Source organism: Lelliottia sp. 489 (assembly GCF_050435885.1).
GTDB lineage: Bacteria > Pseudomonadota > Gammaproteobacteria > Enterobacterales > Enterobacteriaceae > Enterobacter > Enterobacter nimipressuralis.
The window spans coordinates 650883-674031 of sequence record NZ_JBNDLC010000002.1; the positions used below are offsets into that span (position 1 = coordinate 650883).

Sequence of the window (23149 nt, forward strand, 5' to 3'; positions counted from 1 at the left end):
GTAATTAGTTTCTAAGTAGCGTTATTACAGTAAAGGTCGCCAGTTATTTTACTGACTTAACCATATCGGTAGCCTGTTGACGGGTGAATATAAATCGATTCAAGCGATCGTATGAGGCACGTATATAGACAGGCTCATAACCTGTGGTGTTCACCATATATCCTCGCCCCTCCACACGCATAATAAAATCCGCATCCACACCAAGACCAACAAGCCTTTTCTTTAATTCGTTTATTACCTGCCATAACCGTGGCCCTGAGGATTTCAGCCCATATGCCTCCCACACGGCTCTCATTATGACTTCATCACGCAGAAGACCGGACTTGCCTCTTTCAAGCAGAAATTCCAGTAACCGGAACATCGTCTGTCTCAGATAAATATGCTTCTGATTTACATTCTGGCTTTTGAGGGGGATAAGAACCCGGTTTTCCCGCAGAACCATCACACCATTACGATCATCTCCCAGAATATAACCAAATTTTCTCATGGATAAATATCCCCCATATTCCGGCTCTGCATTTCTGCAATAGCTGCTCGCGCTCTGTTGGAATCATGTCAGCATATTAATTTCATCTGAAACTTAATATCAAACAAATTCATAAGCTAAAAACCTTTGGCGGCATACAATCTAATCAGTAGCAAATAACACCAAAAACACCACAAACATAAGAGTAATACTCTAAAAAGGATAAATTTATATCCTTGAAATATTTCAAAAAGACCAATTAATTAATGAAGTGTTTTATGCTTATTATTCCCATGTTAGAGGTTTTTTTGCTCCTTCATACCGTAATCGCTCCCGCATGATGAAACCGCTCTTCCGCCATTGACCAGGATTTTTCTGTCTGAACGGATATTAACGCCTGCTGCGGTCGGGTAAAGGGATCAACAGTTCAATTAAGTCGGTTAAGAATTTCCTTCAGGCACAACGGTGATTAATTCATTGAATTAAAAGCCATTATTATCATTAGCACTTCAGGTCAGTTAAGGTACCTTAAGTATTTTGTGGCACCTTGGGCAGGTGAGGACTAAGATCTTGACGGACAGGAATTCAGCAGGTAGTCATGAATACAACGTTTTTGATCGATGGCAGGGTAGTCTTTCATAGCAGGCAGAACGCACTCGTCAGTCTGGCTCATCCGGACCTCGTGGAAATACTGAATGAGCCCTGTGCGCGTTGCCTTGAGATGCTGCTGGCTGCTCATGGTAATATCGTCACCCATGCAGAACTGTATAAAGGCGGCTGGGGTGAGGCTTATAAAGACGTATCCCCTAATACCCTGTACCAGAATATCCTACTGGCCCGCAAAGCCTTACGGAAAGTGGCAGAAACTCATGATGATTTCATTATCACCGTACCCAGGCAGGGGTTCCGCTTTAATGAAAATCTGACGGTGATGGCCGGTGACACCTCTGATAATACTGCTTCGGTTCCGCATGAACATCAGTCTGAAACACATAATGGCGGCGGTGATAATATATTGTTCAGGCGAACTATTTCTCCTCCGTTGTTCCGGGCTGTCACCCTGGCCCCTTTGCTGTTAATTCTTTTTTCGGCAATGATTTTTATTTTTACCGACTTTCATTACGGAACGGCACGTCATGATGATTTTACTGCGGACTATGATTTTTCCAGGAAATATGCCGGGTGCGAGATTTATCTCAATAAACGGCAGACCCTTTCCCGCGCGGAGAGTGAAAAGCTTCTGAATACTTTTCCGGGTTTAACATCCGGCTGCAGCGGCTCTCCGCTGAGATATATGTCGTTCTACCATAATACCCTGAGAGTGTTTTATCTCTCCTGTGACAGTAAAAATAAGGCAGATAGGATATGCAGCTCCGGCTATCTACGATTATCAGAATAGCAGGGTGCGCTGTCAGTCTGCTGATATTCATTTATTCGGTCCATCACCTGTTGGCGATGAAAAATAAAGCCGCCGGGAGCGTGATCCACTGCCTGTCGTCGTTTGACAGCCAGGTCAATAACAGCCACCTGCATGCCACGGTGACGCTGTATCTGTACCGGGAAAAAGGTAGCGTGCAGATCGTCGGTGACTACATTTCGCCTGCAGGCGTGCAGGTGCCGGTAAAACTGGTCTCCGGTCTTGTGTATCAGGCTACGGGCGAGGACTATCACGTCCGCTTTACCGGCAACACAACCTCCTTCCGGGGGGATGATATGAATGATGATTTCCGTCATCTGCTTCCTTTTTCCGTCACCAGTGAGAATGTGGATTATGTCTACCAGTTCCGCCAGCAGAACGACGGGAGTTATTTGATCCAGCAAAACGGTACTCCCCTGCTACTGTGTAAAACAATCCCTCGCCGGTGATTGTTGCATTCAGGGTAACTGTTTAATGGGATAACTGCATGTTTAAAAATAATCCCTCTCTTCTTCTCCCGAAATTCGAAAAAGATAGTTCGGATCTTCTTTCATTTTCACTGGGCCTGCGGCCCAGAAACTCAGAATGTGGTATACCGTGAGCTACAATTTTGTCTATATATTGTGTTCTCACCCTTTCCCGCAACCCTTCATTCACCACCATAAAAGTGCGCTTCGCTTCTTCCCTCACCGTGGTACTCTACCGAAAAAAAATATACCCGTGATATTTGAACCTCACTGGAACGGCCATCCGATAATCTCACTATCGATTATTTTGCTATTTATTTTTTATTTAGAAGTGATATTAGCAGTGAAGAATACACAATGTGACCGTCGTAAGCGTCAGAAGGTGATGATTTCTTGATACAACTATTTCATAAAGAAGGATTTAATAGGGCATCAGCTGTGCTGGCGAACCTTCTTTGTCTTCTAAAGAATGCCCCCACTTATGCCCCCAACTGTGACTTGATTCCGGTTGAGTCCAGTTAATAACAGGGAAGAACATATGGGCAATAAACCGCAATCAATGGAATTTGGGTTAATTAAGATAGAACTGGAGAGAGTTTGAAATGGTGCCGATAATAGGAGTCGAACCTACGACCTTCGCATTACGAATGCGCTGCTCTACCAACTGAGCTATATCGGCCCTGAGAGGCCGGTTACGAGTGTAACCACGGGGCAAAAGGTTAAAACTAACGGGGTGATGCGTCAATAGCCTTGCGAATCAAAAGCCTAATTTTGCATCACCCACGTTTATTTACGCACGAATCGTATCATCGCCGAAGCCGATCCACTTGTAGGTGGTCAGCGCTTCCAGGCCCATCGGGCCACGGGCGTGGAGTTTTTGCGTGCTCACCGCCACCTCTGCGCCAAGTCCAAACTGGCCGCCGTCGGTGAAGCGCGTTGAGGCATTCACGTAGACCGCAGAAGAATCCACTTCATTGATAAAACGATCGGCGTTGCGCAGGGTGCGGGTCAGAATCGCGTCAGAGTGCTGCGTGCCGTGGGTGCGAATGTGGGCGATAGCATCGTCCAAATCGGCGACCACTTTCACATTCAGATCCAGCGACAGATATTCGTCGTCATACTGCTCTGCTTTGACCACTTCCACTTTCGCTGGGCCATCTTTCAACAACGCCAGCGCATTCTCATCTGCATGCAGCGTCACGCCGCTCTCGGCCATCTGCTTGCTCAGCGCAGGTAAGAACGTCTGCGCGATACCCTGATGCACCAGCAGCGTTTCAACGGTGTTGCAGGTACTCGGGCGCTGGGTTTTGGCGTTGACGATAATCTTCAGCGCAGGCGCGATCTCTGCGCTGTCATCCACCACGATATGACACACGCCAATCCCGCCGGTGATCACCGGAATGGTCGACTGTTCGCGGCACAGCTTGTGCAGGCCCGCGCCACCGCGTGGGATCAGCATGTCGATGTATTTATCCATGCGCAGCATTTCATTCACCAGCGCACGATCCGGGCTTTCGATAGCCTGTACCGCACCGGCTGGCAGGCCGCACTCTTCCAGCGCCTGCTGGATGACGTTAACGGTGGCCGCGTTGGTTCGCCACGTCTCTTTGCCCCCGCGCAGAATGGCGGCGTTACCGGTTTTCAGGCACAGGGAGGCGACGTCGACGGTCACGTTCGGGCGCGCTTCATAAATCACGCCGATCACACCGAGTGGGACGCGGCGACGCTCGATGCGCAGGCCGCTGTCGAGCAGCCCGCCGTCGATCACCTGCCCCACCGGATCGGCGAGGTTGCAGACCTGGCGCACGTCATCCGCGATGCTTTTAAGACGTGCGGGCGTCAGAGCCAGGCGGTCGAGCATTGCCTCGCTTAGGCCATTGTTACGCGCGTCGGCCAAATCCTGTTCGTTGGCGAGCAGGATCTGCTGAGACTGTGCTTCCAGATAATCAGCGATTTTTTCCAGAACGCGGTTTTTCTCGCGGCTGGAAAGGAGCGCCAGTTTGTAAGAGGCGGCTTTGGCAGCGGCGCCCATTTGTTCCAGCATGATTGGCTCCTTAGCGAATGATCATATCGTCACGATGCACAGCAACCGGGCCGTATTCATAGCCCAGGATGGCGTCGATTTGCTGTGAGTGATGCCCGGCAATGCGGCGCAGCGCGTCGCTGTTGTAGCGGCTGACGCCGTGGGCAATATCGCGACCTTCAAGATTACAGATACGAATCACTTCACCACGGGAGAAGTTACCTGTCACGCTTTTAATTCCTTTTGGAAGCAATGAGCTGCCTCTTTCCAGAATCGCGGCGGTCGCCCCTTCATCGACGGTAATTTCACCGGCTGGCGGTGCGCCAAAAATCCAGCGTTTGCGGTTTTCCAGCGGAGAAGCCTGCGCGTGGAAACGGGTGCCGACGGAGATTCCTTCCATCACGTCGCCAATCACACCCGGACGGCTGCCCGCTGCGATGATGGTATCGATACCCGCGCGGCAGGCCACGTCGGCGGCCTGTAGCTTGGTGCCCATTCCGCCGGTGCCCAGCCCGGAAACGCTGTCTCCGGCAATGGCGCGCAGCGCGTCATCAATGCCGTAAACGTCTTTAATCAGCTGCGCCTGCGGGTTATTGCGCGGGTCGGCAGTAAACAGCCCCTGCTGATCCGTGAGCAGCAGCAGCTTGTCTGCCCCGGCGAGAATCGCCGCCAGCGCAGAGAGATTATCGTTATCGCCGACTTTGATTTCAGCGGTTGCCACCGCATCGTTCTCGTTAATCACCGGAACGATGTTGTTATCCAGCAGCGCACGCAGGGTGTCTCGCGCGTTCAGGAAGCGTTCACGATCTTCCATGTCCGCGCGGGTCAGCAGCATCTGCCCGACGTGAATACCATAAATAGAGAACAGCTGTTCCCACAGTTGAATCAGTCGGCTTTGCCCGACCGCGGCCAGCAGCTGCTTAGAGGCGATGGTGGCGGGGAGTTCGGGGTAGCCCAGATGTTCACGCCCGGCGGCAATCGCCCCTGACGTGACAATCACAATACGATGACCTGCGGCATGAAGCTGTGCGCACTGGCGGACAAGTTCAACAATGTGGGCGCGATTAAGGCGGCGCGATCCGCCTGTTAAAACACTGGTACCGAGTTTTACCACCAGCGTCTGGCTGTCACTCATGATTCTCTGCCATTCAACAATAAGGGAAAATGATGTCAATCAGACGTTTTAACAGGACTCAGCGCCGTTGCCAACTGCTGGTGCACAAAGCTCGCGGATTTGTTGCGCGGGATCAGGAAGCGTAGCGGCAGATTTTGACAGTTGTATGACTGAAAAATTAAAACTGACTTTTTTAAACATATTCTTACTTTGTCATAAAACGTTCACCCGCAGACGATAAAACCCTTCCTGTTTTTCACGGGGTAATAAGCTGAATCTTATTGCTCAGCGAATATTAGCGCGTTTTATAAAACATCAGGATTGAAAATGAAAAAGAGCACTCTGGCATTAGTGGTAATGGGCGTTGTGGCTTCCGCATCTGTACACGCAGCTGAAGTTTATAATAAGAACGGAAATAAACTGGACGTGTACGGCAAAGTAAAAGCAATGCACTACCTGAGTGATGATGATACCAAAGACGGCGACCAGACGTATGTCCGTTTCGGCTTTAAAGGTGAAACACAAATTAACGATCAGCTGACCGGTTACGGTCGCTGGGAAGCAGAATTCTCCGGCAACAAAGCCGAGAGTGATTCCACGCAGAAAACCCGTCTGGCCTTTGCCGGTCTGAAACTGAAAGATATCGGCTCCTTCGACTATGGTCGTAACCTTGGCGCGCTGTATGATGTGGAAGCCTGGACTGATATGTTCCCGGAATTCGGCGGCGACTCTTCGGCACAGACCGATAACTTCATGACCAAACGTGCCACCGGCCTCGCCACCTACCGTAACACCGACTTCTTCGGCGTGATTGATGGCCTGGACATGACCCTGCAGTATCAGGGCAAAAACGAAGGCCGTGATGCGAAAAAACAGAACGGCGACGGCTTCGGCACCTCGTTGACCTATGATTTCGGTGGCAGCGATTTCGCCGTCAGCGGTGCGTACACCAACTCTGACCGTACCAACGCGCAGAACCTGCTGGCACGCGGTGAAGGCGAAAAAGCCGAAGCCTGGGCAACCGGTCTGAAATATGACGCCAATGATATCTACCTGGCGGCGATGTATTCTGAAACCCGTAATATGACGCCAATTTCCGGTGGTTTCGCGAATAAAGCGCAGAATTTCGAAGTTGTCGCACAATATCAGTTCGATTTCGGTCTTCGTCCGTCCCTGGGCTATGTCCAGTCGAAAGGCAAGGATATTGAAGGCATCGGCGATGAAGATCTGGTGAAATATATCGACGTCGGCGCGACCTATTATTTCAACAAAAACATGTCTGCGTTTGTTGATTATAAAATCAACCAGATTGATGACGATAATAAACTGGGCGTGAGCAGCGATGATATCGTCGCTCTGGGTATGACCTACCAGTTCTGATATCAATGAATGAAAAAAAACCCGGCGCGAGAGCAGCCGGGTTTTTATTGTCTGTCGCTTTTTTGCAGGTAAGGCGTTAAGCGGAGAGTTTGACCTGCTGGTTAGTAAAATTATCAGCCGGTTCGAGCTTTAAATCTAAGGTCGCCAGCAGATCGCGCGCTCGGTCGTGGAATCCACGCAGCGTTAGCTCCAGACGGTCGATCACTTCCTGATCCTTGATAGTTGTCGCTTCCCAGTGGCCATCTTTGTTAAACAGGCCAAAGTGATAGCTATACGTAAAACGCTTCTCTTCCGCGTTCATTTCCATCCACCAGCCCCAGAACTCCCGTTTTTCGGGTGCAGGCTTCACGTTGACGCAAACAGCCAGGCAGTCGAAAAAAAAGCGATTCTCTTCACACTGCTCTTCTCGAATATACGGGCCAAGAGCCATGAACTTCTTAATCAGTCTACTTTTCGGGTGTCCACTCGGTAACGTCATTGCGATCTCCTTTTGTGAAGCCACTGTTTTACCAAACCGTCAAAATTTAGCAATCTCTTAACACAATCTCTTGGTGATCCAGCGTGTAATCTCGTTCAATGCTTTGTCAAAATTCTGATACACCGGACTGAAGGGAATCTCGAGCAGCTTGCCATCGGAAGATGACGAGGTGATTAAACGCGACTCTTCTTCCGGGCTGAAAGGATCGTTTTTCCAGAAACCTGACAGCATTGGCGTCGGACAGCGGCGTCCAAGCAGGCCCTGGGTCTTTAATGAATAACGGTTCAGTTCCACACGCAGCGCTTCGTCTGATGCATCATGCATGCCAAGGCGGCTCGCCAGCACGTCTAAATACATCTCCGGCACGCTCCCCTGACGGGTGGGATCGCTGAGCAGCGCATGAACCACCGGCCCAAGACAGGCCACCGCTTTCAGGCGCGACGATTCCAGATAAGCCAGGCGTACCGCGACGTTGGCACCAAACCGGAAGCCAAATGCCGCCACGCGGGTGTGGTCCACCCAGGGAATATTTTCGAGCGCTTTTAACGCATGCTGGTGCAATAAGCTGGAGTCCTGCGTCAGCTTCCACTTCGAGGAAAACCCGATCGACGGCATATCGAGCGTCAGCATCGCGATCCCTTTTGGTGCAAAGTAGCGCTCAAACAGACTGAAATAATCAATCTGCAGGGAGTCCAGCCCGCCGCACATCATCACCGTCGGGAACGGGCCGTCGCCAGGCGGCATGTGCAAAAAGCCGGTGACCGGCGCACCGCCGGGAATGGTGAACTCCAGTTCACGCACGTTGCACGGCAAACGCTGGGCCGCTTCTTCATACGCACGGTTTGCCAGCGCCTGCGCCTGTTCCGCCAGATCGTCGCCCTTCAGATGCGGATAGGCGGCGATGCTGTAAAGGTTGGCGGCGTGGAGCCAGTGCTTTCCGCTGAGGGTCTGGTCCTGCTCCTGGTTAGCCTTTTGCTGCCAGAGCATCGCCTGCGTCGCCCATTCGTAAATCCAGTTACCACCGCGATAGCCGACGACCGTATCGTAGAGATCGCTGTCGGTGCGGTCGGCCTCGCTCATGACGATGCGCGCCTGGACGTCGAGAATTTCACGGGCATCAATGCCGCGCCAGATCCACATCAGACGGTTAATCATGCGATACCAATGCGGCACGTTTTTGCCGTCCAGAGCGGACTGCACAGCAGGCTGAGTGCCAGGGTTGAAGCGACGAACAAGAGTCGACGTTTCCGGGTGTTTGAAACGAGGTTTGAACAGGGTTTCGCTAAGATTCGCCTGGGTCATTGCGCGCTGCCTCCATGATTACGTCACATAGAGGCATTGTAACGCGCTGGAGGCTAAAAAAAACAACGCCCGGCATCACCGGGCGTTAAAAATAATTTCGTTCTGCAATTAACGGCCAGAAATCGGCGGTACGAAGACCACGCCCATATCCCACGGCTGTTCAATCCAGGTATCCTGCGGGATGTCGATAACATAGTCGTTGACCAGCGGACGACCAGCTGGTTTGGCGAAGATGGTGACGAAATGCGCTTTTGGATACATTTCACGGATCGCAACGGCAGTGCCGCCGGTATCGACCAGATCGTCGATGACGATAAAGCCTTCGCCGTCGCCTTCAGCGCGTTTCAGCACGGTCAGCTCGCGCTGGTTATCGTGGTCATAGCTGGAGATGCAGACGGTATCGACATGGCGAATACCCAGTTCACGAGCCAGCAATGCGCCCGGTACCAGACCGCCACGGCTCACGGCAATAATGCCTTTCCACTGTTCAGAAGGCATCAGGCGTGCAGCTAGTTTGCGCGCGTGAATCTGCAACATGTCCCAGGTGACGACGTATTTTTCGCTCATGTGAAGTGTCCCAGCCTGTTTATATACGGCTTAAAAAGTGTTCGAGGGGGAAATAGGTTGCGCGAGATTATAGAGATCTGACGCACTAAAAACCAGTGTTTAGCGGCGCGGGGCGGAGTTTTTACGTGCTTAATGCTAGCAGCGAACGGAGAAAGTGGTATTCTCAACCTCATCTCGCAAGCCCGACTTGTGCTGACTATCACTCTGCTAACCCTGTGACCTGCAAGCTTGTTTGCAGCGCCACGACAAGGAGACTTATCGTGTCTGAACTGTCTCAATTATCGCCACAGCCGCTGTGGGATATTTTTGCCAAAATCTGTTCCATTCCTCACCCTTCCTATCATGAAGAACAGCTTGCCGAACATATTATGGGCTGGGCGAAGGAAAAAGGCCTGCACGCAGAGCGTGACCAGGTTGGCAATATTCTGATTCGTAAAGCGGCCACCGCAGGCATGGAAAACCGCAAACCGGTTGTGCTGCAGGCGCACCTGGATATGGTGCCGCAGAAAAACAACGATACCGACCACGACTTCACGAAAGATCCGATTCAGCCGTACATCGACGGCGAATGGGTTAAAGCACGCGGCACCACGCTGGGCGCAGATAACGGCATCGGTATGGCCTCCGCGCTGGCGGTGCTGGCTGACGATCGCGTTGAGCACGGCCCGCTGGAAGTGCTGCTGACCATGACCGAAGAAGCGGGTATGGACGGTGCTTTTGGTCTGCAGGCCAACTGGCTGCAGGCAGATATCCTGATCAACACCGACTCTGAAGAAGAGGGTGAGATCTACATGGGTTGCGCGGGGGGGATTGATTTCATCTCTACCCTGCCTCTGACCCGTGAAGCGGTTCCGGCTGGCTTCCAGACCTTCAAGCTGACGCTGAAAGGGCTGAAAGGCGGTCACTCGGGCGGCGATATCCATTTAGGTCTGGGCAATGCCAACAAACTGCTGGCGCGCTTCCTGGCCGGTCACGCGGCTGAGCTGGATCTGCGTCTGGTGGACTTCAACGGTGGTACCCTGCGTAACGCGATTCCTCGCGAAGCCTTCGCCACCGTTGCCGTTGCAGCAAACAAAGCCGACGAGCTGAAAAACCTGGCGAACGTCTACCTGGATATCCTGAAAAACGAACTGTCAGTCAAAGAAAAAAACCTGACCGTGGTTCTGGAAGCCGTATCCAGCGATAAAGCCGCGCTGACGACCGAGTCACGCGACCGCTTTGTGCAGCTGCTGAACGCCACGCCAAACGGCGTGATCCGCAACTCTGACGTGGCGAAAGGCGTGGTGGAAACCTCCCTGAACGTCGGCGTTGTCACCATGAGCGACGACAGCGCGGAAATCATCTGCCTGATCCGTTCTCTTATCGACAGCGGTAAAGAGTATGTCGTGAGCATGCTGGAATCACTGGGCAAACTCTCTGGTGCGAAAACTTCCGCCAAGGGCAGCTACCCAGGCTGGCAGCCAGATGCGACCTCTCCGGTCATGGCGCTGGTGCGTGAAACCTATCAGCGTCTGTTCAACAGCACGCCGAACATTCAGGTGATCCACGCGGGTCTGGAGTGCGGTCTGTTCAAGAAACCGTATCCGGATATGGATATGGTCTCCATTGGGCCGACCATTACCGGGCCACACTCTCCGGACGAGCAGGTGCATATCGAAAGCGTGGGCCACTACTGGACGCTGCTGACAGAACTGCTGAAAGCGATTCCGGCTAAGTAAGACGCTGTACGTGCCCGGCGGCAGTGCGTTGTCGGGCCAGCAGAATACGTGCCATAGCGATATGTAGACATAGGCCCGGTAAGCGAAGCGCTACCGGGCTTTTTTATACGTTCTATAACCCCAGCACCAGCTGTCGCTCCAGCTGCGGGTCCAGCAGCGTGACGTGTAAACCCACCAGCCTCACTCCCCTTCCCCCACGGCGCTCCTGCCAGGCTTTCTTCGCCGTTGCGATCAGGTCGTCTTTATTGAGTCGCGGCCAGACATGCTCCTGGGTTGTTTGCTGGAAGTCGTTAAACTTGAGTTTCACCCCCTGCCGGGCAATCAGCAGATCGGGTTTCACCTTCGCCAGACGCCGCTCCAGCTCGGGATAGAGCTGCTCGTTAATAATGGTTTCGCAGTCACTCCACTCGTGGATATCTTCCGCAAGGGTGCGCTCCACTCCCACCGATTTACGCAGCCGCTCGCTGTTAATGCTGCGCTCATCAATTCCCTGACTACGCTCCCACAGCACCCGGCCAAATTTGCCAAAGCGTTTAAGCAGCATCGCCAGATCGCTGTTCTGCACGTCTTCGCAGGTGCGCAGACCCAGCGTTTCCAGCTTTGCGGCCGAGACTTTACCGACGCCAGGGATTTTGCCCAGCGGCAGAGTTTTCAAAAAGGCCGGGACCTCATCAGGCGTGATGACATATTGCCCGTCCGGTTTATTCAGATCCGAGGCGATTTTGGCGAGGAATTTGACCGGCGCAATCCCGGCGGAGGCCGTTAAATTCAGCTCTTTAAAAATGGTCTGGCGGATCTCCTGCGCCATCAGCGTAGCGGAGCCGTGGCAGTGCAGACTGTCCGTGACGTCGAGATAGGCTTCGTCGAGAGAAAGGGGTTCGATGAGCGACGTGTAGCGGGAGAAGATTTCCCGGATATGGGCCGAGGCTTCTTTGTAAGCATCGAAGCGGCCGGGCAACAGAATGAGATGAGGACAGAGTTTGAGCGCCATCGCCGTGGGCATGGCGCTACGCACGCCAAATTTGCGCGCCGGATAGTTGGCAGTGCTGATCACACCACGCTTAACGCGGCTGCCGCCAATGGCGATGGGGACATCCCGCAGCGCCGGATTATCACGCATCTCTACGGCGGCAAAAAAGCAGTCCATATCGACATGGATTATTTTGCGCATACTTAACCCTCACCCTTTTACTGGATAAGTATACAGTGAAAAATTCAGAATTGAAAAGTATCAGCGTCTTCACATCCTCCACAATTACGCAAAGTTCCTGGTTTCAAACGCGGCCTGATAAGTTATAAATGCCAACTAATTTGTAAACTCATTAGTTCACTCTTGCGAAAAAATGCAGCGATGCTAATGTGAGCGCTCCTAATCCAGAAAATTCTGATTTCGGGTCTCTTTTGCCGTCCTGGCAAGTTGGTTTGGCTTTATCAAGGAACTTGTAGTATGCGTAAAATCGCATTGTTCATTGCGATGCTTCTGATCCCGTGTGTCTCGTTCGCAGGGCTGCTTGGCAGCAACAGTTCAACCACACCGGTCAGCAAAGAATATAAACAACAATTAATGGGATCACCGGTTTATATTCAGATCTTCAAGGAAGAACGCACGCTCGATCTATTTGTCAAAATGGGCGAGACATATCAACTGCTTGATAGCTACAAAATCTGTAACTATTCCGGCGGATTAGGTCCGAAACAACGTCAGGGTGATTTCAAAAGTCCTGAAGGGTTTTATACCGTTCAGCGCAATCAGCTCAAACCCGACAGCCGCTTCTATAAAGCCATCAATATCGGCTTCCCGAACGCCTATGATCGTGCCCATGGTTACGAAGGTAAATACCTGATGATTCACGGTGCCTGCGTGTCTATCGGCTGCTACGCCATGACGGACAGCGGTATTGATGAGATTTTCCAGTTTGTGACCGGCGCGTTAGTCTTCGGCCAGGCGGGCGTGCAGGTGAGCATTTATCCGTTCCGCATGACCGATGCCAACATGCAGCGCCATAAGTATTCGACCTACGCGGATTTCTGGAAACAGCTGAAACCGGGTTACGACTACTTCCAGCAGACGCACAAGCCACCGACCGTCTCGGTCGCGGATGGTCGATACATTGTCAGCAAACCGCTGAGTCATGAAGTCGTCCACCCGCAGCTGGCGTCAAACTACACGGTTCCCGAGACAAAATAGTGCCCACTCGCCTGGCATAATCTTTTGCCAGGTTTCATTGCCCGTCAGGGGCTGAGTGGCAATCACCGTGACCACATCGTTGGGTGTGGTCTCGGTTTGAAAATCAATTTCCACATCCTGATCCAGCAGTTTTGCCACGCCAAACGGCGCGCGACGCGTGATCCAGAAAAGATTGGTCGAGCAGAACGCCATCACATAGCGCCCATCTGACAGCAGCATGTTAAACACACCTTTCTCACGCAGCTCACAGGCCAGCGTGCCGATGTATTTAAACACTGCTTCCATATTTCCCGGCGTGCGCGGATAGCGCTCTGTCAGCTTGTGTAGTAACCAGCAAAACGCTTTCTCACTGTCGGTTTCACCCACCGGACGGAAATTGCCCGTCTCCAGCGATTTATAGCCGGTCAGTTGCCCGTTATGGGCGTAAGTCCAGTTGCGGCCCCACAGTTCACGGGTAAACGGATGGGTATTTTCCAGCGCCACTTCGCCCCGATTCGCCTGACGAATATGGGCAATGACCGAGCAGGATTTTATCGGATAATCCTGGACCAGTCGGGCGATGGGAGAGTTGAAGCTGGGTTGCGGATCTTTGAACGTGCGACAGCCTTTGCCTTCGTAGAAGGTAATGCCCCAGCCGTCTTTATGCGGCCCGGTTCCTCCACCGCGCTGCACCAGCCCGGTGAAACTAAAGCAGATATCGGTTGGCACATTGGCGCTCATCCCGAGCAATTCGCACATACATCACCTCCACAACAGCGGGGGCAAGAGTGCCCCCAGCGAAGTCTTACTTAACCATCTCTTTTTCGATCAGCTGGATCAGGATATGAATCACTTTGATGTGAATTTCCTGAATACGGTCAGCATAACCAAAATGCGGCACGCGGATTTCGATATCCGACGAGCCCGCCATTTTACCGCCATCTTTGCCGGTCAGAGTGATGACTTTCATCCCCTTCTCACGCGCAGCGTCAATGGCTTTGATGACGTTGCCGGAATTACCAGACGTGGAGATCCCCAGCAGCACATCGCCTTCACGCCCTACCGCTTCAACGTAGCGCGAGAAAATATGATCGTAACCGAAGTCGTTACCCACGCAGGAGATGTGGCTAACGTCAGAAATCGCGATCGCCGGGTAGCCCGGACGGTTTTCACGGTAGCGACCGGTCAGCTCTTCAGCGAAGTGCATCGCATCGCAATGTGAACCGCCGTTACCGCAGGAGAGCACTTTGCCGCCAGCTTTGAAACTGTCTGCCAGCAGAACCGCCGCGCGCTGAATCGCGTGAATATTGGCTTCATCTTTCAGAAAGTTGGCCAGCGTTTCCGCCGCTTCGTTCAGTTCGTTACGAATAAGATCCTGGTACATGAGGATAATCCTTCAGTATTGATGAAATAACACAGGGAGTGTACCGGATCGCGAGAAAAGCGAGAAGCTATACCCGTCATACTTGACGTGGTATGTGCGCTGGCAGTGCCTGCTCTCCCCCCTCTCACTGACTTAAGTCTGCTCCTGGTCATGGCGATGCAGATCCCTCGGCGTTTTGATTATTCGTGCCAGTCAAAACCTGAACAATGTGAACCAGGTTGTAATTATTTTGTGAATGCATTGCTAAAAGAAATAACATCCACTACAACCATATCATCACAAGTGGTCAGACCTCCTACAAGCAAGGGAGCTTTTCTTTATGATGATTTTGAGCATTATCGCAACCGTTGTTCTGCTCGGTGTGTTGTTCTATCACCGCGTCAGTTTATTACTGAGTAGCCTGATTCTGTTGGCCTGGACGGCTGCGCTTGGCCTGTCTGGTCTGTGGAATATCTGGGTTGTGCTGCCGCTGGCAATTATCCTGCTGCCGCTCAACGTGCCTTCGATGCGTAAGTCGATGATTTCCGCCCCGGTGTTCCGTGGCTTCCGTAAAGTGATGCCACCGATGTCACGCACGGAAAAAGAAGCCATCGACGCGGGCACCACCTGGTGGGAAGGCGATCTGTTCCAGGGCAACCCGGACTGGAAAAAGCTGCACAACTACCCGCAGCCACGGCTGACAGCAGAAGAACAAGCCTTTATTGATGGTCCGGTAGAAGAAGCGTGCCGCATGGCGAACGACTTCCAGATCACCCATGAAATGGCCGATCTGCCTCCGGAACTGTGGGCCTATCTGAAAGAGCATCGCTTCTTCGCGATGATCATCAAGAAAGAGTACGGCGGCCTGGAGTTCTCCGCTTACGCTCAGGCTCGCGTGCTGCAAAAACTGGCGGGTGTGTCAGGTATCCTGGCGATCACCGTCGGCGTACCAAACTCTTTAGGCCCAGGCGAACTGCTGCAGCATTACGGCACCGAAGAGCAAAAAGATCACTATCTGCCGCGTCTGGCGCGTGGTCAGGAAATCCCTTGCTTCGCGCTGACCAGCCCGGAAGCTGGCTCTGATGCGGGTGCGATCCCGGATACCGGCGTAGTCTGCATGGGCGAGTGGCAGGGCCAGCAGGTGCTGGGTATGCGCCTGACCTGGAACAAGCGTTACATTACGCTGGCACCGATTGCCACCGTACTGGGCCTGGCATTCAAACTCTCTGACCCGGACAGACTGCTGGGCGACGAGGAAGATCTGGGCATCACCTGTGCGCTGATCCCAACCTCTACGCCTGGCGTCGAAATTGGTCGTCGTCACTTCCCGCTGAACGTACCGTTCCAGAACGGTCCGACCCGTGGCGAAGATATCTTTGTACCGATTGATTACATCATCGGTGGTCCGAAAATGGCCGGACAGGGCTGGCGTATGCTGGTGGAATGTCTGTCGGTTGGTCGCGGTATTACCCTGCCGTCGAACTCTACCGGTGGCCTGAAATCCGTCGCGATGGGGATTGGTGCTTACGCCCATATCCGCCGTCAGTTCAAAATCTCCATCGGTAAGATGGAAGGTATCGAAGAGCCACTGGCGCGTATCGCGGGCAACGCTTACGTGATGGATGCGGCGGCGTCGCTGATCACCTACGGCATCATGCTGGGCGAAAAACCGGCTGTGCTGTCGGCTATCGTGAAGTATCACTGTACCCATCGTGCGCAGCAGTCAATTATTGATGCGATGGATATTGCTGGCGGTAAAGGCATTATGCTCGGCGAAGGTAACTTCCTGGCGCGCGGCTATCAGGGCGCACCGATTGCCATCACCGTGGAAGGCGCCAACATCCTCACCCGCAGCATGATGATCTTCGGTCAGGGCGCGATTCGCTGCCATCCGTATGTACTGGAAGAGATGGCTGCGGCGCAAAACAACGACGTGAATGCGTTCGACAAGCTGCTGTTTAAACACATCGGCCACGTCGGCAGCAATAAAATGCGCAGCTTCTGGCTGGGCCTGACGCGCGGTCTCACCAGCGCCACACCAACGGGTGATGCGACCAAACGTTACTACCAGCATCTCAACCGCCTGAGCGCGAACCTGGCGCTGCTGTCAGACGTGTCGATGGCAGTCCTCGGCGGCAGCCTGAAGCGTCGCGAGCGTATCTCTGCGCGTCTGGGCGATGTCCTGAGTCAGGTGTTTCTTGCCTCTGCGGTCCTGAAACGTTACGACGATGAAGGCCGTCATGAAGCGGATCTGCCGTTAGTCCACTGGGGCGTGCAGGATGCGCTCTATCAGGCAGAGCAGGCGATTGACGATCTGCTGGCGAACTTCCCGAACCGCTTTGTGGCAGGCGCACTGCGCGTGGTGATCTTCCCAACCGGACGTCATCATCTGGCACCGTCCGATATCCTGGATCACAAAGTGGCGAAGATCCTGCAGGTTCCAAGTGCAACCCGCTCCCGTATCGGTCGCGGTCAGTACCTGAAGCCTACCGAGCATAACCCGGTTGGTCTGCTGGAAGAGGCGCTGCTGGATGTGATGGCAGCCGATCCTGTTCACCAGAAAATCTGTAAACAGCTGGGCAAAAACCTGCCGTTTACTCGCCTGGATGAACTGGCCAAACAGGCGCTGGCGGGTGGCATCATCGATCAGAATGAAGCCGCGGTACTGGTGAAAGCGGAAGAGAGCCGTCTGCGCAGCATTAACGTGGATGATTTCGAGCACGACGAGCTGGCGACCCGGCCGGTAAAGCTGCCGGAGAAGGTCCGCAAACCTGAAGCGGCCTAACCCGCATCGCTTCCACAAACCCCGCCGCGTGCGGGGTTTTTTATTGCCACATTTTCTCTTTTTCCCGTGCTACAGTGTCAAAAAGCCGTCTTTCGAGGAGTCATGATTGTGCCTGGTTTGAAGATTACCCTTTTACAACAGCCCCTGGTGTGGATGGACGGTCCCGCCAACCTGCGCCATTTTGATCGTCAGCTCGAAGAGATCACCGGACGCGATGTGATTGTGCTGCCGGAGATGTTCACTACCGGGTTCGCCATGGAGGCAGCAAAGCAGTCTCTGGCGCAGGATGACGTCGTCGCGTGGATGCACAGCAAGGCCCGGCAGACGAACGCTCTCGTCGCGGGGAGCGCCGCGCTGCAGACCGAGCGCGGGCCGGTGAACCGCTTCCTGCTGGTGGAACCGGACGGCACGCTGCATTTTTACGATAAACGCCACCTGTTCCGCATGGCCGATGAGCATCATCACTACGAGGCGGGTAACGAGCGGGTGGTGTTTGAGTGGCGCGGCTGGCGCATTCTGCCGCTGGTCTGTTACGACCTGCGCTTCCCGGTCTGGTCACGCAACTGTAATGATTACGATCTGGCGCTGTACGTCGCCAACTGGCCTGCGCCGCGCTCGCTGCACTGGCAAGCGCTGTTGGTGGCGCGCGCCATTGAGAATCAGGCGTATGTGGTGGGCTGTAACCGCGTAGGCACCGATGGCAACGGGCATCACTACCGCGGCGATAGCCGGGTGGTGAATCCGCAGGGGGAAATTATTGCCACCGCCGAACCGCATCAGGCGACGCGTATCGACGCCGAGCTTTCGCTGACGGCACTGAAAGAGTACCGGGAGAAGTTTCCGGCATGGCAGGACGCCGATCCCTTTAGCATTGGATGAAAAAAAGCCGGGTGCGGCAGCGCCTCACCCGGCTTACACATGCTGATAGCGGCTTGTTAACTCACTAACGCCTGCCCGTCTTTGCGGCTTTCGGTTGCGGCGACGTAGTGCCCTTCCGGCATGCGGTAAATCACCTGCGCGCCGCCAAAGTTATAATCCTGTAGCGGATCTTCCACCGTAATTTGATGCCCGCGTTCGCGCAGCGCCGCAATGGTATTACGGTCGAAGCTCGATTCAACGATCACTTCCCGGCCCTTCACCACGCGCCAGCGCGGCGCATCGATCGCCGCCTGGGGGTTTTGCCCGTGCAGCATAATACGCAGCGCCATCTGCATGTGCCCCTGCGCCTGCATTGGCCCGCCCATCACGCCAAACGACATCAGCGGTTTACCCTGCCCGTCCATCGCGAAGCCTGGAATAATGGTATGGAACGGACGCTTACTGCCCGCCAGGGCATTAGGATGTTTAGGATCCAGCACAAAGCCGCAACCGCGGTTTTGCAGGCTAATGCCCGTGTCCGGCACCACGACGCCTGAGCCAAAGCCCATAAAGTTGGACTGGATAAAGGAGATCATCATCCCGCTGGAATCGGCGGCAGAGAGGTAAACCGTACCGCTTTGCGTCGGCGCGCCGTAGGTGAAATCAGAGGCGTTATCCTGATCGATCAGCGCCGCGCGCGATTTCAGATAGTGGTCGCTTAACAGCTCTTTCGCGGCAAACTCCATGTGCTCTTCGTCGGCCACGTAGCGATCGAGATCCGCCAGCGCCAGTTTCATCGCCTCGATCGACAGATGCAGAGATTGCACAGAGTCCGGATGATGTTTTTCGATCCCGCACTGCTCCAGAATCCCCAGCGCGATAAGCGTGGCGATCCCCTGACCGTTTGGCGGCAGTTCCTGCACTGAGCCACCGGCGAAATCGCGCGACAGCAGTTCCACCCAGTCGACGCGATGATTCGCCAGATCGTCTGCCGTCAGATGCGCGCCGTGCTCTTTGGCGAAGGCAGCGATTTTCTGCGCCAGCTCACCGCGATAGAAGGCTTCGCCGTTGGTTTTGGCAATCAGCTCAAGAGAGTTCGCCTGCGCCGGGTTGCGGAAAATCTCACCGATGCGCGGCGCGCGGCCCTCTGGCGCAAAGCAGGCGCTAAAGCCCGGCTGATCTTTCAGTTTGTTAAAGCCGCGCTGCCACAGGTGACCAATCAGCGGCGACACCGGGAAACCGTTACGCGCGTACTCAATGGCCGGTTGCGCCAGAGTCGTCAGCGGCAGCGTGCCAAAACGCTCGGCCAGTGCCACCCAGCCGGAGACGGCGCCCGGCACCGTCACCGCGTCCCAGCCAAGCTCTGGCACGTCGGTTTTGCCCGCGTACAGATCCGCATGCCAGCTGGCAGGCGAACGGCCTGACGCGTTCAGACCGTGCAGCTTTTCGCCGTCCCAGACGATGGCAAAGGCGTCGCTGCCAATGCCGCAGCCCGTCGGTTCAACCACCGTCAGGGCCATGGCTGTGGCTATGGCGGCATCAACGGCGTTACCGCCAAGCTGTAACATCCGCATCCCGGCCTGCGCCGCCAGCGGCTGTGAAGTGGCGACCGCGTTGTGCCCCATCATTGGCGGGCGTCGTGAATCGTAACCGGTCGTAAAATCAAGCGCTTTGGTCATCATGACTCCTTAGTCGTGGCGCGGATCGAGCGCATCGCGCAGCCCGTCACCGAGTAAATTAAAGCCCTGTACCGCAAGGAAAATGGCGATACCAGGGAAAACAGACATCCATGGCGCCTGTTCCAGAAAACCTTTTGCCGTGTTGAGCATCGAGCCCCAAGACGGATTCGGCGGCTGCTGGCCAAGGCCGAGAAACGACAGGCTGGCCTCGGCGATAATGGCGGAGGCAATCGCCAGCGTGGCCTGCACCAGAATTGGTGACATCACATTGGGCAGCACATATTTCACGATGATCCAGCGATCCGGCAGGCCAATCGCCTTCGCGCCGTCGATGTACTCTTCATTACGAATGGCGATCACCTGGCCGCGCGTCAGACGGGCAAAGATCGGCATGGCCGACAGCCCGATGGCGATCATCGCGTTCGTCAGGCTTGGCCCTAAAAACGCCCCTAGGGCGATCGCCATGATCAGGAACGGGCATGCCAGCAGCGCTTCGATAAAGCGTGAGATCACGCCGTCCCAGATCCCCTGGAAGTAACCGGCCACCAGCCCGAGCGGTACCCCGATCACCACGGCAATGACCACCGACATACAGCCCGCCATCAGGGACGTTCGCGCGCCCCAGACGATGCGCGAGAGAATGTCGCGGCCCAGCTCATCGGTGCCAAACCAATACAGCTCTGACGGCGGCTTACGCACCGCCAGGAAGTTGGCTTTGACCGGATCAAACGGGGCAAGCCAGGGGGCAATCAGGGCGATGAGCACAAAGATGCCGACAATCACCGCGCCAATCACAGCACTTTTATTGGCGAGAAATTTCTTCAGCACCCGATTCTGCGCGCGCGGCAACGCAGGTACTACGGTTTGAGTCGTCAGTTCAGCCACGATTAACCTCGCATTTTCGGGTTGATGAGGACGTAGAGCACGTCAGCCAGCAGGTTCAGCATCAGGAAGCCAATCGCCACGATCAGCACCACGCCCTGCACCACCGCGTAATCACGGTTAAACACTGAATCGACGATCATTTTGCCAAAACCCGGAATTGTGAAGACCTGCTCGGTCAGCACCGCGCCGCCCAGCAGTTCGCCAAACAGCAGCGTGGTGAGGGTGATCACCGGCACCAGCGCGTTGCGAAACGCGTGCTTGAGGATCACCGCTTTCGGCAGCAGCCCCTTTGCCCGCGCGGTACGGATGTAATCGGCTTTCAGCACGGCGATCATCGAGGCGCGCGTGTGGCGCATCAGCGTCGCCGCCAGGCCGGTGCCGAGCACCGACGCAGGCAGCAGCAGCGTGCGCAGGTTTTGCAGCGGATCTTCGCTGAACGGCACATAGCCGGAGGCGGGCAGCCACTGCAAATTGACCGAGAAGACCAGAATTAACAGGATCCCCAGCCAAAAGTGCGGTATCGAGATCCCCGAGATCGCCACAAAGTTGGCGCCATGATCGACCCAGCTGTTTTTGTTAACCGCCGCGAGGATCCCCATGCTGATGCCGAACACCAGCGCAATGATCATCGCCAGCAGCGACAGCTCCATCGTGACCGGCAGTTTGCTGGCAATCAGCGACGTCACGGGCTCGTGAGTGCGTAAAGAGACCCCAAGATCGCCCTGCAGCGCACGCGTTAGCCAGTCAAAATATTGCACCGGCAGCGGCGCATCGAGATTCAGTTCTGCGCGCAGCTGAGCAATCACCGCCGGATCGCGCTCTTCGCCCGCCATCGCAATCAGCGGATCGCCGGGCAGCAGTTTTTGCAGCCCGAAGACCATCATGCTCACCAGCAGTAAAGTCGGGATCGCCAGCAGCAGGCGTTTGCAAATCAGTTCCAGCATGGTTTCTCCTCACGCCCTCAGTTACTTAGCAAGCGACAAGCCCGCCAGACGCACGATGCCGTCCGGGTACGGTTTGAAGCCCTGCACGCTCTTGTTCAGGCCAAAAATGCGCGGCTCAAAGTAGAGATAGGCAATCGGCATGTCCGTTTGCAGCTGTTTTACGACCTTGTCGTACAGCGGCTGGCGGGCAGCGGGATCGGTGCTCAGACGCGCCTGGGTCAGCCACTCGTCGACCTGCGCATTGCTGTAACGGCCGTCGTTGAGGTTGCCTTTGCTGTTGATGAAACCAAAGATGCTGCCGTCTGGATCCGGACGACCGGACCAGCCGGAGAAGCTCAGCTGATAGTCACCGCTCTGCTGACGATCGAGCAGCGTGGCGAATTCCGTCATTTGCAGATTCAGGTTAAAGCCCGCTTCCGCCGTCATCGCCTGCAGAACCTGGCCCACCTGCTGTGATGTCGGGTTGTTCGGCACCAGCAGATTGACGTTTAGCGGCCCGTTGATGCCCGCCGCTTTTAGCAGGGCTTTCGCTTTTTCCACATCGCGGGCCGGAACCGGCACCTTGACGTGGTAAGGGCTGACCGGCGAAAACGCCTGGTTTGCCGGGGTATACAACCCTTCAAACACCACCTGGTTCAGCGCATCGCGGTCGATGGCCAGTGAAAACGCTTCACGGACGCGCGCATCTTTGAACGGATCGTTGGCCGGAACTTTGCCGTTATTGATGTTGAAGGTGATCCCCTGATAACCGAGACCGGTCACTTTCGCCAACGCCAGTTTGCTGTCGGCTTCAACGGTTTTTACGTCGCTGGCGGCGATACCTTCTGTCAGATCGAGATCCCCCGCGCGCAGGTTTGCCAGACGCACCGAGGCATCCGGGATCGGCAGATAGATGATTTTGTCGAAGTGATAGGCGTCTTTGTTCCAGTAGTTGTCGAAACGGCTCAGAACGATGCGGTCCTGAGAGACGCGGCTGTCAAATTTGTACGGGCCAGAGCAGACAGGATGGGCGGCAAAATCCGGCTTTTTGGCCGCTTCCGGCGCCATCATCGCGCCTGCGCGGTCGGTCAACTGCATCAGCAGTGCGGCATCTGGCGTTTTCAGGTGAATGGCAATTTGAGTTGGGCTTTTCACTTCCACCGATTCGACAGAAGAGATCTCACTTTTACGCAGCGAGCCTTTTAAGGTCAGGGCGCGTTCGAGGTTATATTTCGCCGCTTCAGCGTCAAATTTTTCGCCGTCGTGGAAGGTCACCCCCTCACGCAGATTCATGGTCAGGGTTTTGTTGTCGTCGCTCCAGGACCAGTCTTTTGCCAGGCCCGGCACGACCTTCAGATTTTCATCCACATCCACCAGCCTGTCGCACAGAGAGGCGAAGACGAAGCGGCCATAGTAGGTGCGCGCCAGATGAGGATCGAGCATATCCGGATCTGCGCCCAGACCAATTCGCAGAACGCTTTCCGAGTGCGCAGGGAGTGCTGCGCCCAACAACATAACACTTCCCAGTACGGTCAAAAGAGAATTACGCATTGTCAT

At 54.6% G+C, this 23149-nt stretch carries 20 protein-coding genes and 1 tRNA gene; 7 read left to right on the plus strand and 14 right to left on the minus strand.

Features of this window, described 5'->3' with window-relative positions; genetic code table 11:
• Positions 1-43: 43 nt before the first annotated feature.
• Positions 44-487: a winged helix-turn-helix domain-containing protein gene (locus ABIE11_RS11055; RefSeq protein WP_429184504.1), complete on the minus strand. Its 444-nt coding sequence runs from the start codon at positions 485-487 to the stop codon at positions 44-46.
• 577 nt (positions 488-1064) lie between these two features.
• Here ABIE11_RS11055 and ABIE11_RS11060 point away from each other — a divergent pair.
• Complete coding sequence (locus ABIE11_RS11060; protein WP_429184505.1) at positions 1065-1865, plus strand: winged helix-turn-helix domain-containing protein; 801 nt, start codon at positions 1065-1067, stop codon at positions 1863-1865.
• Between the two features lie 56 nt (positions 1866-1921).
• On the plus strand, positions 1922-2332 hold the full coding sequence (locus ABIE11_RS11065) for a hypothetical protein (RefSeq protein ID WP_429184506.1): 411 nt from the start codon (positions 1922-1924) through the stop codon (positions 2330-2332).
• Between the two features lie 621 nt (positions 2333-2953).
• On the opposite strand, the gene ABIE11_RS11070 is transcribed toward ABIE11_RS11065, so the two are convergent.
• The 3 genes from ABIE11_RS11070 to proB form a co-directional block, all read right to left on the minus strand.
• Positions 2954-3029, minus strand: a tRNA-Thr gene (locus ABIE11_RS11070).
• 111 nt (positions 3030-3140) lie between these two features.
• Positions 3141-4394, minus strand: a complete 1254-nt coding sequence (gene proA, locus ABIE11_RS11075; RefSeq protein ID WP_231276396.1) for a glutamate-5-semialdehyde dehydrogenase — start codon at positions 4392-4394, stop codon at positions 3141-3143.
• A gap of 10 nt (positions 4395-4404) precedes the next feature.
• On the minus strand, positions 4405-5508 hold the full coding sequence (gene proB / locus ABIE11_RS11080) for a glutamate 5-kinase (RefSeq protein WP_100777506.1): 1104 nt from the start codon (positions 5506-5508) through the stop codon (positions 4405-4407).
• A gap of 306 nt (positions 5509-5814) precedes the next feature.
• Between proB and phoE the strand changes: the two genes are divergently transcribed.
• Positions 5815-6867 carry a phosphoporin PhoE gene (phoE, locus tag ABIE11_RS11085; RefSeq protein WP_100777507.1) on the plus strand — a complete coding sequence of 351 codons (1053 nt, stop codon included), beginning with the start codon at positions 5815-5817 and terminating at the stop codon, positions 6865-6867.
• 76 nt (positions 6868-6943) lie between these two features.
• On the opposite strand, the gene crl is transcribed toward phoE, so the two are convergent.
• From crl to gpt, 3 genes are all read right to left on the minus strand, one after another.
• Positions 6944-7345 (minus strand): sigma factor-binding protein Crl, encoded by a 402-nt coding sequence (gene crl, locus ABIE11_RS11090; protein ID WP_100777508.1) that lies wholly within the window; start codon positions 7343-7345, stop codon positions 6944-6946.
• A gap of 57 nt (positions 7346-7402) precedes the next feature.
• Positions 7403-8647, minus strand: coding sequence for an esterase FrsA (gene frsA / locus ABIE11_RS11095; RefSeq protein WP_100777509.1), 1245 nt, complete (start codon positions 8645-8647; stop codon positions 7403-7405).
• 108 nt (positions 8648-8755) lie between these two features.
• Positions 8756-9214, minus strand: a complete 459-nt coding sequence (gene gpt / locus ABIE11_RS11100; protein WP_047174674.1) for a xanthine phosphoribosyltransferase — start codon at positions 9212-9214, stop codon at positions 8756-8758.
• Positions 9215-9474: 260 nt separating this feature from the next.
• Between gpt and pepD the strand changes: the two genes are divergently transcribed.
• Positions 9475-10932, plus strand: a complete 1458-nt coding sequence (pepD, locus tag ABIE11_RS11105; protein WP_100777510.1) for a cytosol nonspecific dipeptidase — start codon at positions 9475-9477, stop codon at positions 10930-10932.
• A 112-nt stretch (positions 10933-11044) separates the two neighbouring features.
• Here pepD and dinB read toward each other — a convergent pair whose 3' ends face one another.
• Positions 11045-12103, minus strand: a complete 1059-nt coding sequence (gene dinB, locus ABIE11_RS11110; RefSeq protein WP_102104390.1) for a DNA polymerase IV — start codon at positions 12101-12103, stop codon at positions 11045-11047.
• A gap of 276 nt (positions 12104-12379) precedes the next feature.
• Between dinB and dpaA the strand changes: the two genes are divergently transcribed.
• Positions 12380-13120, plus strand: a complete 741-nt coding sequence (dpaA, locus tag ABIE11_RS11115; protein WP_100777512.1) for a peptidoglycan meso-diaminopimelic acid protein amidase — start codon at positions 12380-12382, stop codon at positions 13118-13120.
• On the opposite strand, the gene ABIE11_RS11120 is transcribed toward dpaA, so the two are convergent.
• Complete coding sequence (locus tag ABIE11_RS11120) at positions 13091-13858, minus strand: class II glutamine amidotransferase (RefSeq protein ID WP_100777513.1); 768 nt, start codon at positions 13856-13858, stop codon at positions 13091-13093. The two genes, dpaA and ABIE11_RS11120, sit on opposite strands and share 30 nt — an antisense overlap.
• Before the next feature lie 46 nt (positions 13859-13904).
• Positions 13905-14483 carry a D-sedoheptulose 7-phosphate isomerase gene (gene lpcA / locus ABIE11_RS11125; protein WP_100777514.1) on the minus strand — a complete coding sequence of 193 codons (579 nt, stop codon included), beginning with the start codon at positions 14481-14483 and terminating at the stop codon, positions 13905-13907.
• A 319-nt stretch (positions 14484-14802) separates the two neighbouring features.
• Between lpcA and fadE the strand changes: the two genes are divergently transcribed.
• Both fadE and ABIE11_RS11135 read left to right on the plus strand, forming a co-directional pair.
• Complete coding sequence (fadE, locus tag ABIE11_RS11130) at positions 14803-17247, plus strand: acyl-CoA dehydrogenase FadE (RefSeq protein ID WP_100777515.1); 2445 nt, start codon at positions 14803-14805, stop codon at positions 17245-17247.
• Positions 17248-17355: 108 nt separating this feature from the next.
• Complete coding sequence (locus ABIE11_RS11135) at positions 17356-18126, plus strand: amidohydrolase (protein ID WP_102104420.1); 771 nt, start codon at positions 17356-17358, stop codon at positions 18124-18126.
• Positions 18127-18182: 56 nt separating this feature from the next.
• On the opposite strand, the gene ABIE11_RS11140 is transcribed toward ABIE11_RS11135, so the two are convergent.
• Genes ABIE11_RS11140 through ABIE11_RS11155 form a run of 4 tightly spaced genes read right to left on the minus strand, consistent with a single transcriptional unit; the run spans position 18183 to position 23149 of the window.
• Positions 18183-19784, minus strand: a complete 1602-nt coding sequence (locus ABIE11_RS11140; RefSeq protein ID WP_100777516.1) for a gamma-glutamyltransferase family protein — start codon at positions 19782-19784, stop codon at positions 18183-18185.
• A gap of 9 nt (positions 19785-19793) precedes the next feature.
• On the minus strand, positions 19794-20669 hold the full coding sequence (locus ABIE11_RS11145) for an ABC transporter permease (protein ID WP_100777517.1): 876 nt from the start codon (positions 20667-20669) through the stop codon (positions 19794-19796).
• Positions 20670-20671: 2 nt separating this feature from the next.
• Positions 20672-21613: an ABC transporter permease gene (locus ABIE11_RS11150; RefSeq protein WP_100777518.1), complete on the minus strand. Its 942-nt coding sequence runs from the start codon at positions 21611-21613 to the stop codon at positions 20672-20674.
• A gap of 21 nt (positions 21614-21634) precedes the next feature.
• Entirely contained in the window at positions 21635-23149 is a 1515-nt protein-coding gene (locus tag ABIE11_RS11155) for an ABC transporter substrate-binding protein (protein WP_181827370.1), read from the minus strand.

Excerpts from the sequence above, each read along its gene's own strand:
- gpt (WP_047174674.1), bottom strand. The coding sequence starts at position 9,214 with ATGAGCGAAAAATACGTCGTCACCTGGGACATGTTGCAGATTCACGCG.
- ABIE11_RS11155 (WP_181827370.1), bottom strand. The coding sequence starts at position 23,149 with ATGACAATGCGTAATTCTCTTTTGACCGTACTGGGAAGTGTTATGTTG.
- ABIE11_RS11150 (WP_100777518.1), bottom strand. The coding sequence starts at position 21,613 with ATGCTGGAACTGATTTGCAAACGCCTGCTGCTGGCGATCCCGACTTTA.
- phoE (WP_100777507.1), top strand. The coding sequence starts at position 5,815 with ATGAAAAAGAGCACTCTGGCATTAGTGGTAATGGGCGTTGTGGCTTCC.
- lpcA (WP_100777514.1), bottom strand. The coding sequence starts at position 14,483 with ATGTACCAGGATCTTATTCGTAACGAACTGAACGAAGCGGCGGAAACG.
- proB (WP_100777506.1), bottom strand. The coding sequence starts at position 5,508 with ATGAGTGACAGCCAGACGCTGGTGGTAAAACTCGGTACCAGTGTTTTA.
- crl (WP_100777508.1), bottom strand. The coding sequence starts at position 7,345 with ATGACGTTACCGAGTGGACACCCGAAAAGTAGACTGATTAAGAAGTTC.
- ABIE11_RS11065 (WP_429184506.1), top strand. The coding sequence starts at position 1,922 with ATGAAAAATAAAGCCGCCGGGAGCGTGATCCACTGCCTGTCGTCGTTT.
- ABIE11_RS11060 (WP_429184505.1), top strand. The coding sequence starts at position 1,065 with ATGAATACAACGTTTTTGATCGATGGCAGGGTAGTCTTTCATAGCAGG.
- ABIE11_RS11055 (WP_429184504.1), bottom strand. The coding sequence starts at position 487 with ATGAGAAAATTTGGTTATATTCTGGGAGATGATCGTAATGGTGTGATG.
- dpaA (WP_100777512.1), top strand. The coding sequence starts at position 12,380 with ATGCGTAAAATCGCATTGTTCATTGCGATGCTTCTGATCCCGTGTGTC.
- fadE (WP_100777515.1), top strand. The coding sequence starts at position 14,803 with ATGATGATTTTGAGCATTATCGCAACCGTTGTTCTGCTCGGTGTGTTG.
- proA (WP_231276396.1), bottom strand. The coding sequence starts at position 4,394 with ATGCTGGAACAAATGGGCGCCGCTGCCAAAGCCGCCTCTTACAAACTG.
- frsA (WP_100777509.1), bottom strand. The coding sequence starts at position 8,647 with ATGACCCAGGCGAATCTTAGCGAAACCCTGTTCAAACCTCGTTTCAAA.
- dinB (WP_102104390.1), bottom strand. The coding sequence starts at position 12,103 with ATGCGCAAAATAATCCATGTCGATATGGACTGCTTTTTTGCCGCCGTA.
- ABIE11_RS11120 (WP_100777513.1), bottom strand. The coding sequence starts at position 13,858 with ATGTGCGAATTGCTCGGGATGAGCGCCAATGTGCCAACCGATATCTGC.
- ABIE11_RS11140 (WP_100777516.1), bottom strand. The coding sequence starts at position 19,784 with ATGACCAAAGCGCTTGATTTTACGACCGGTTACGATTCACGACGCCCG.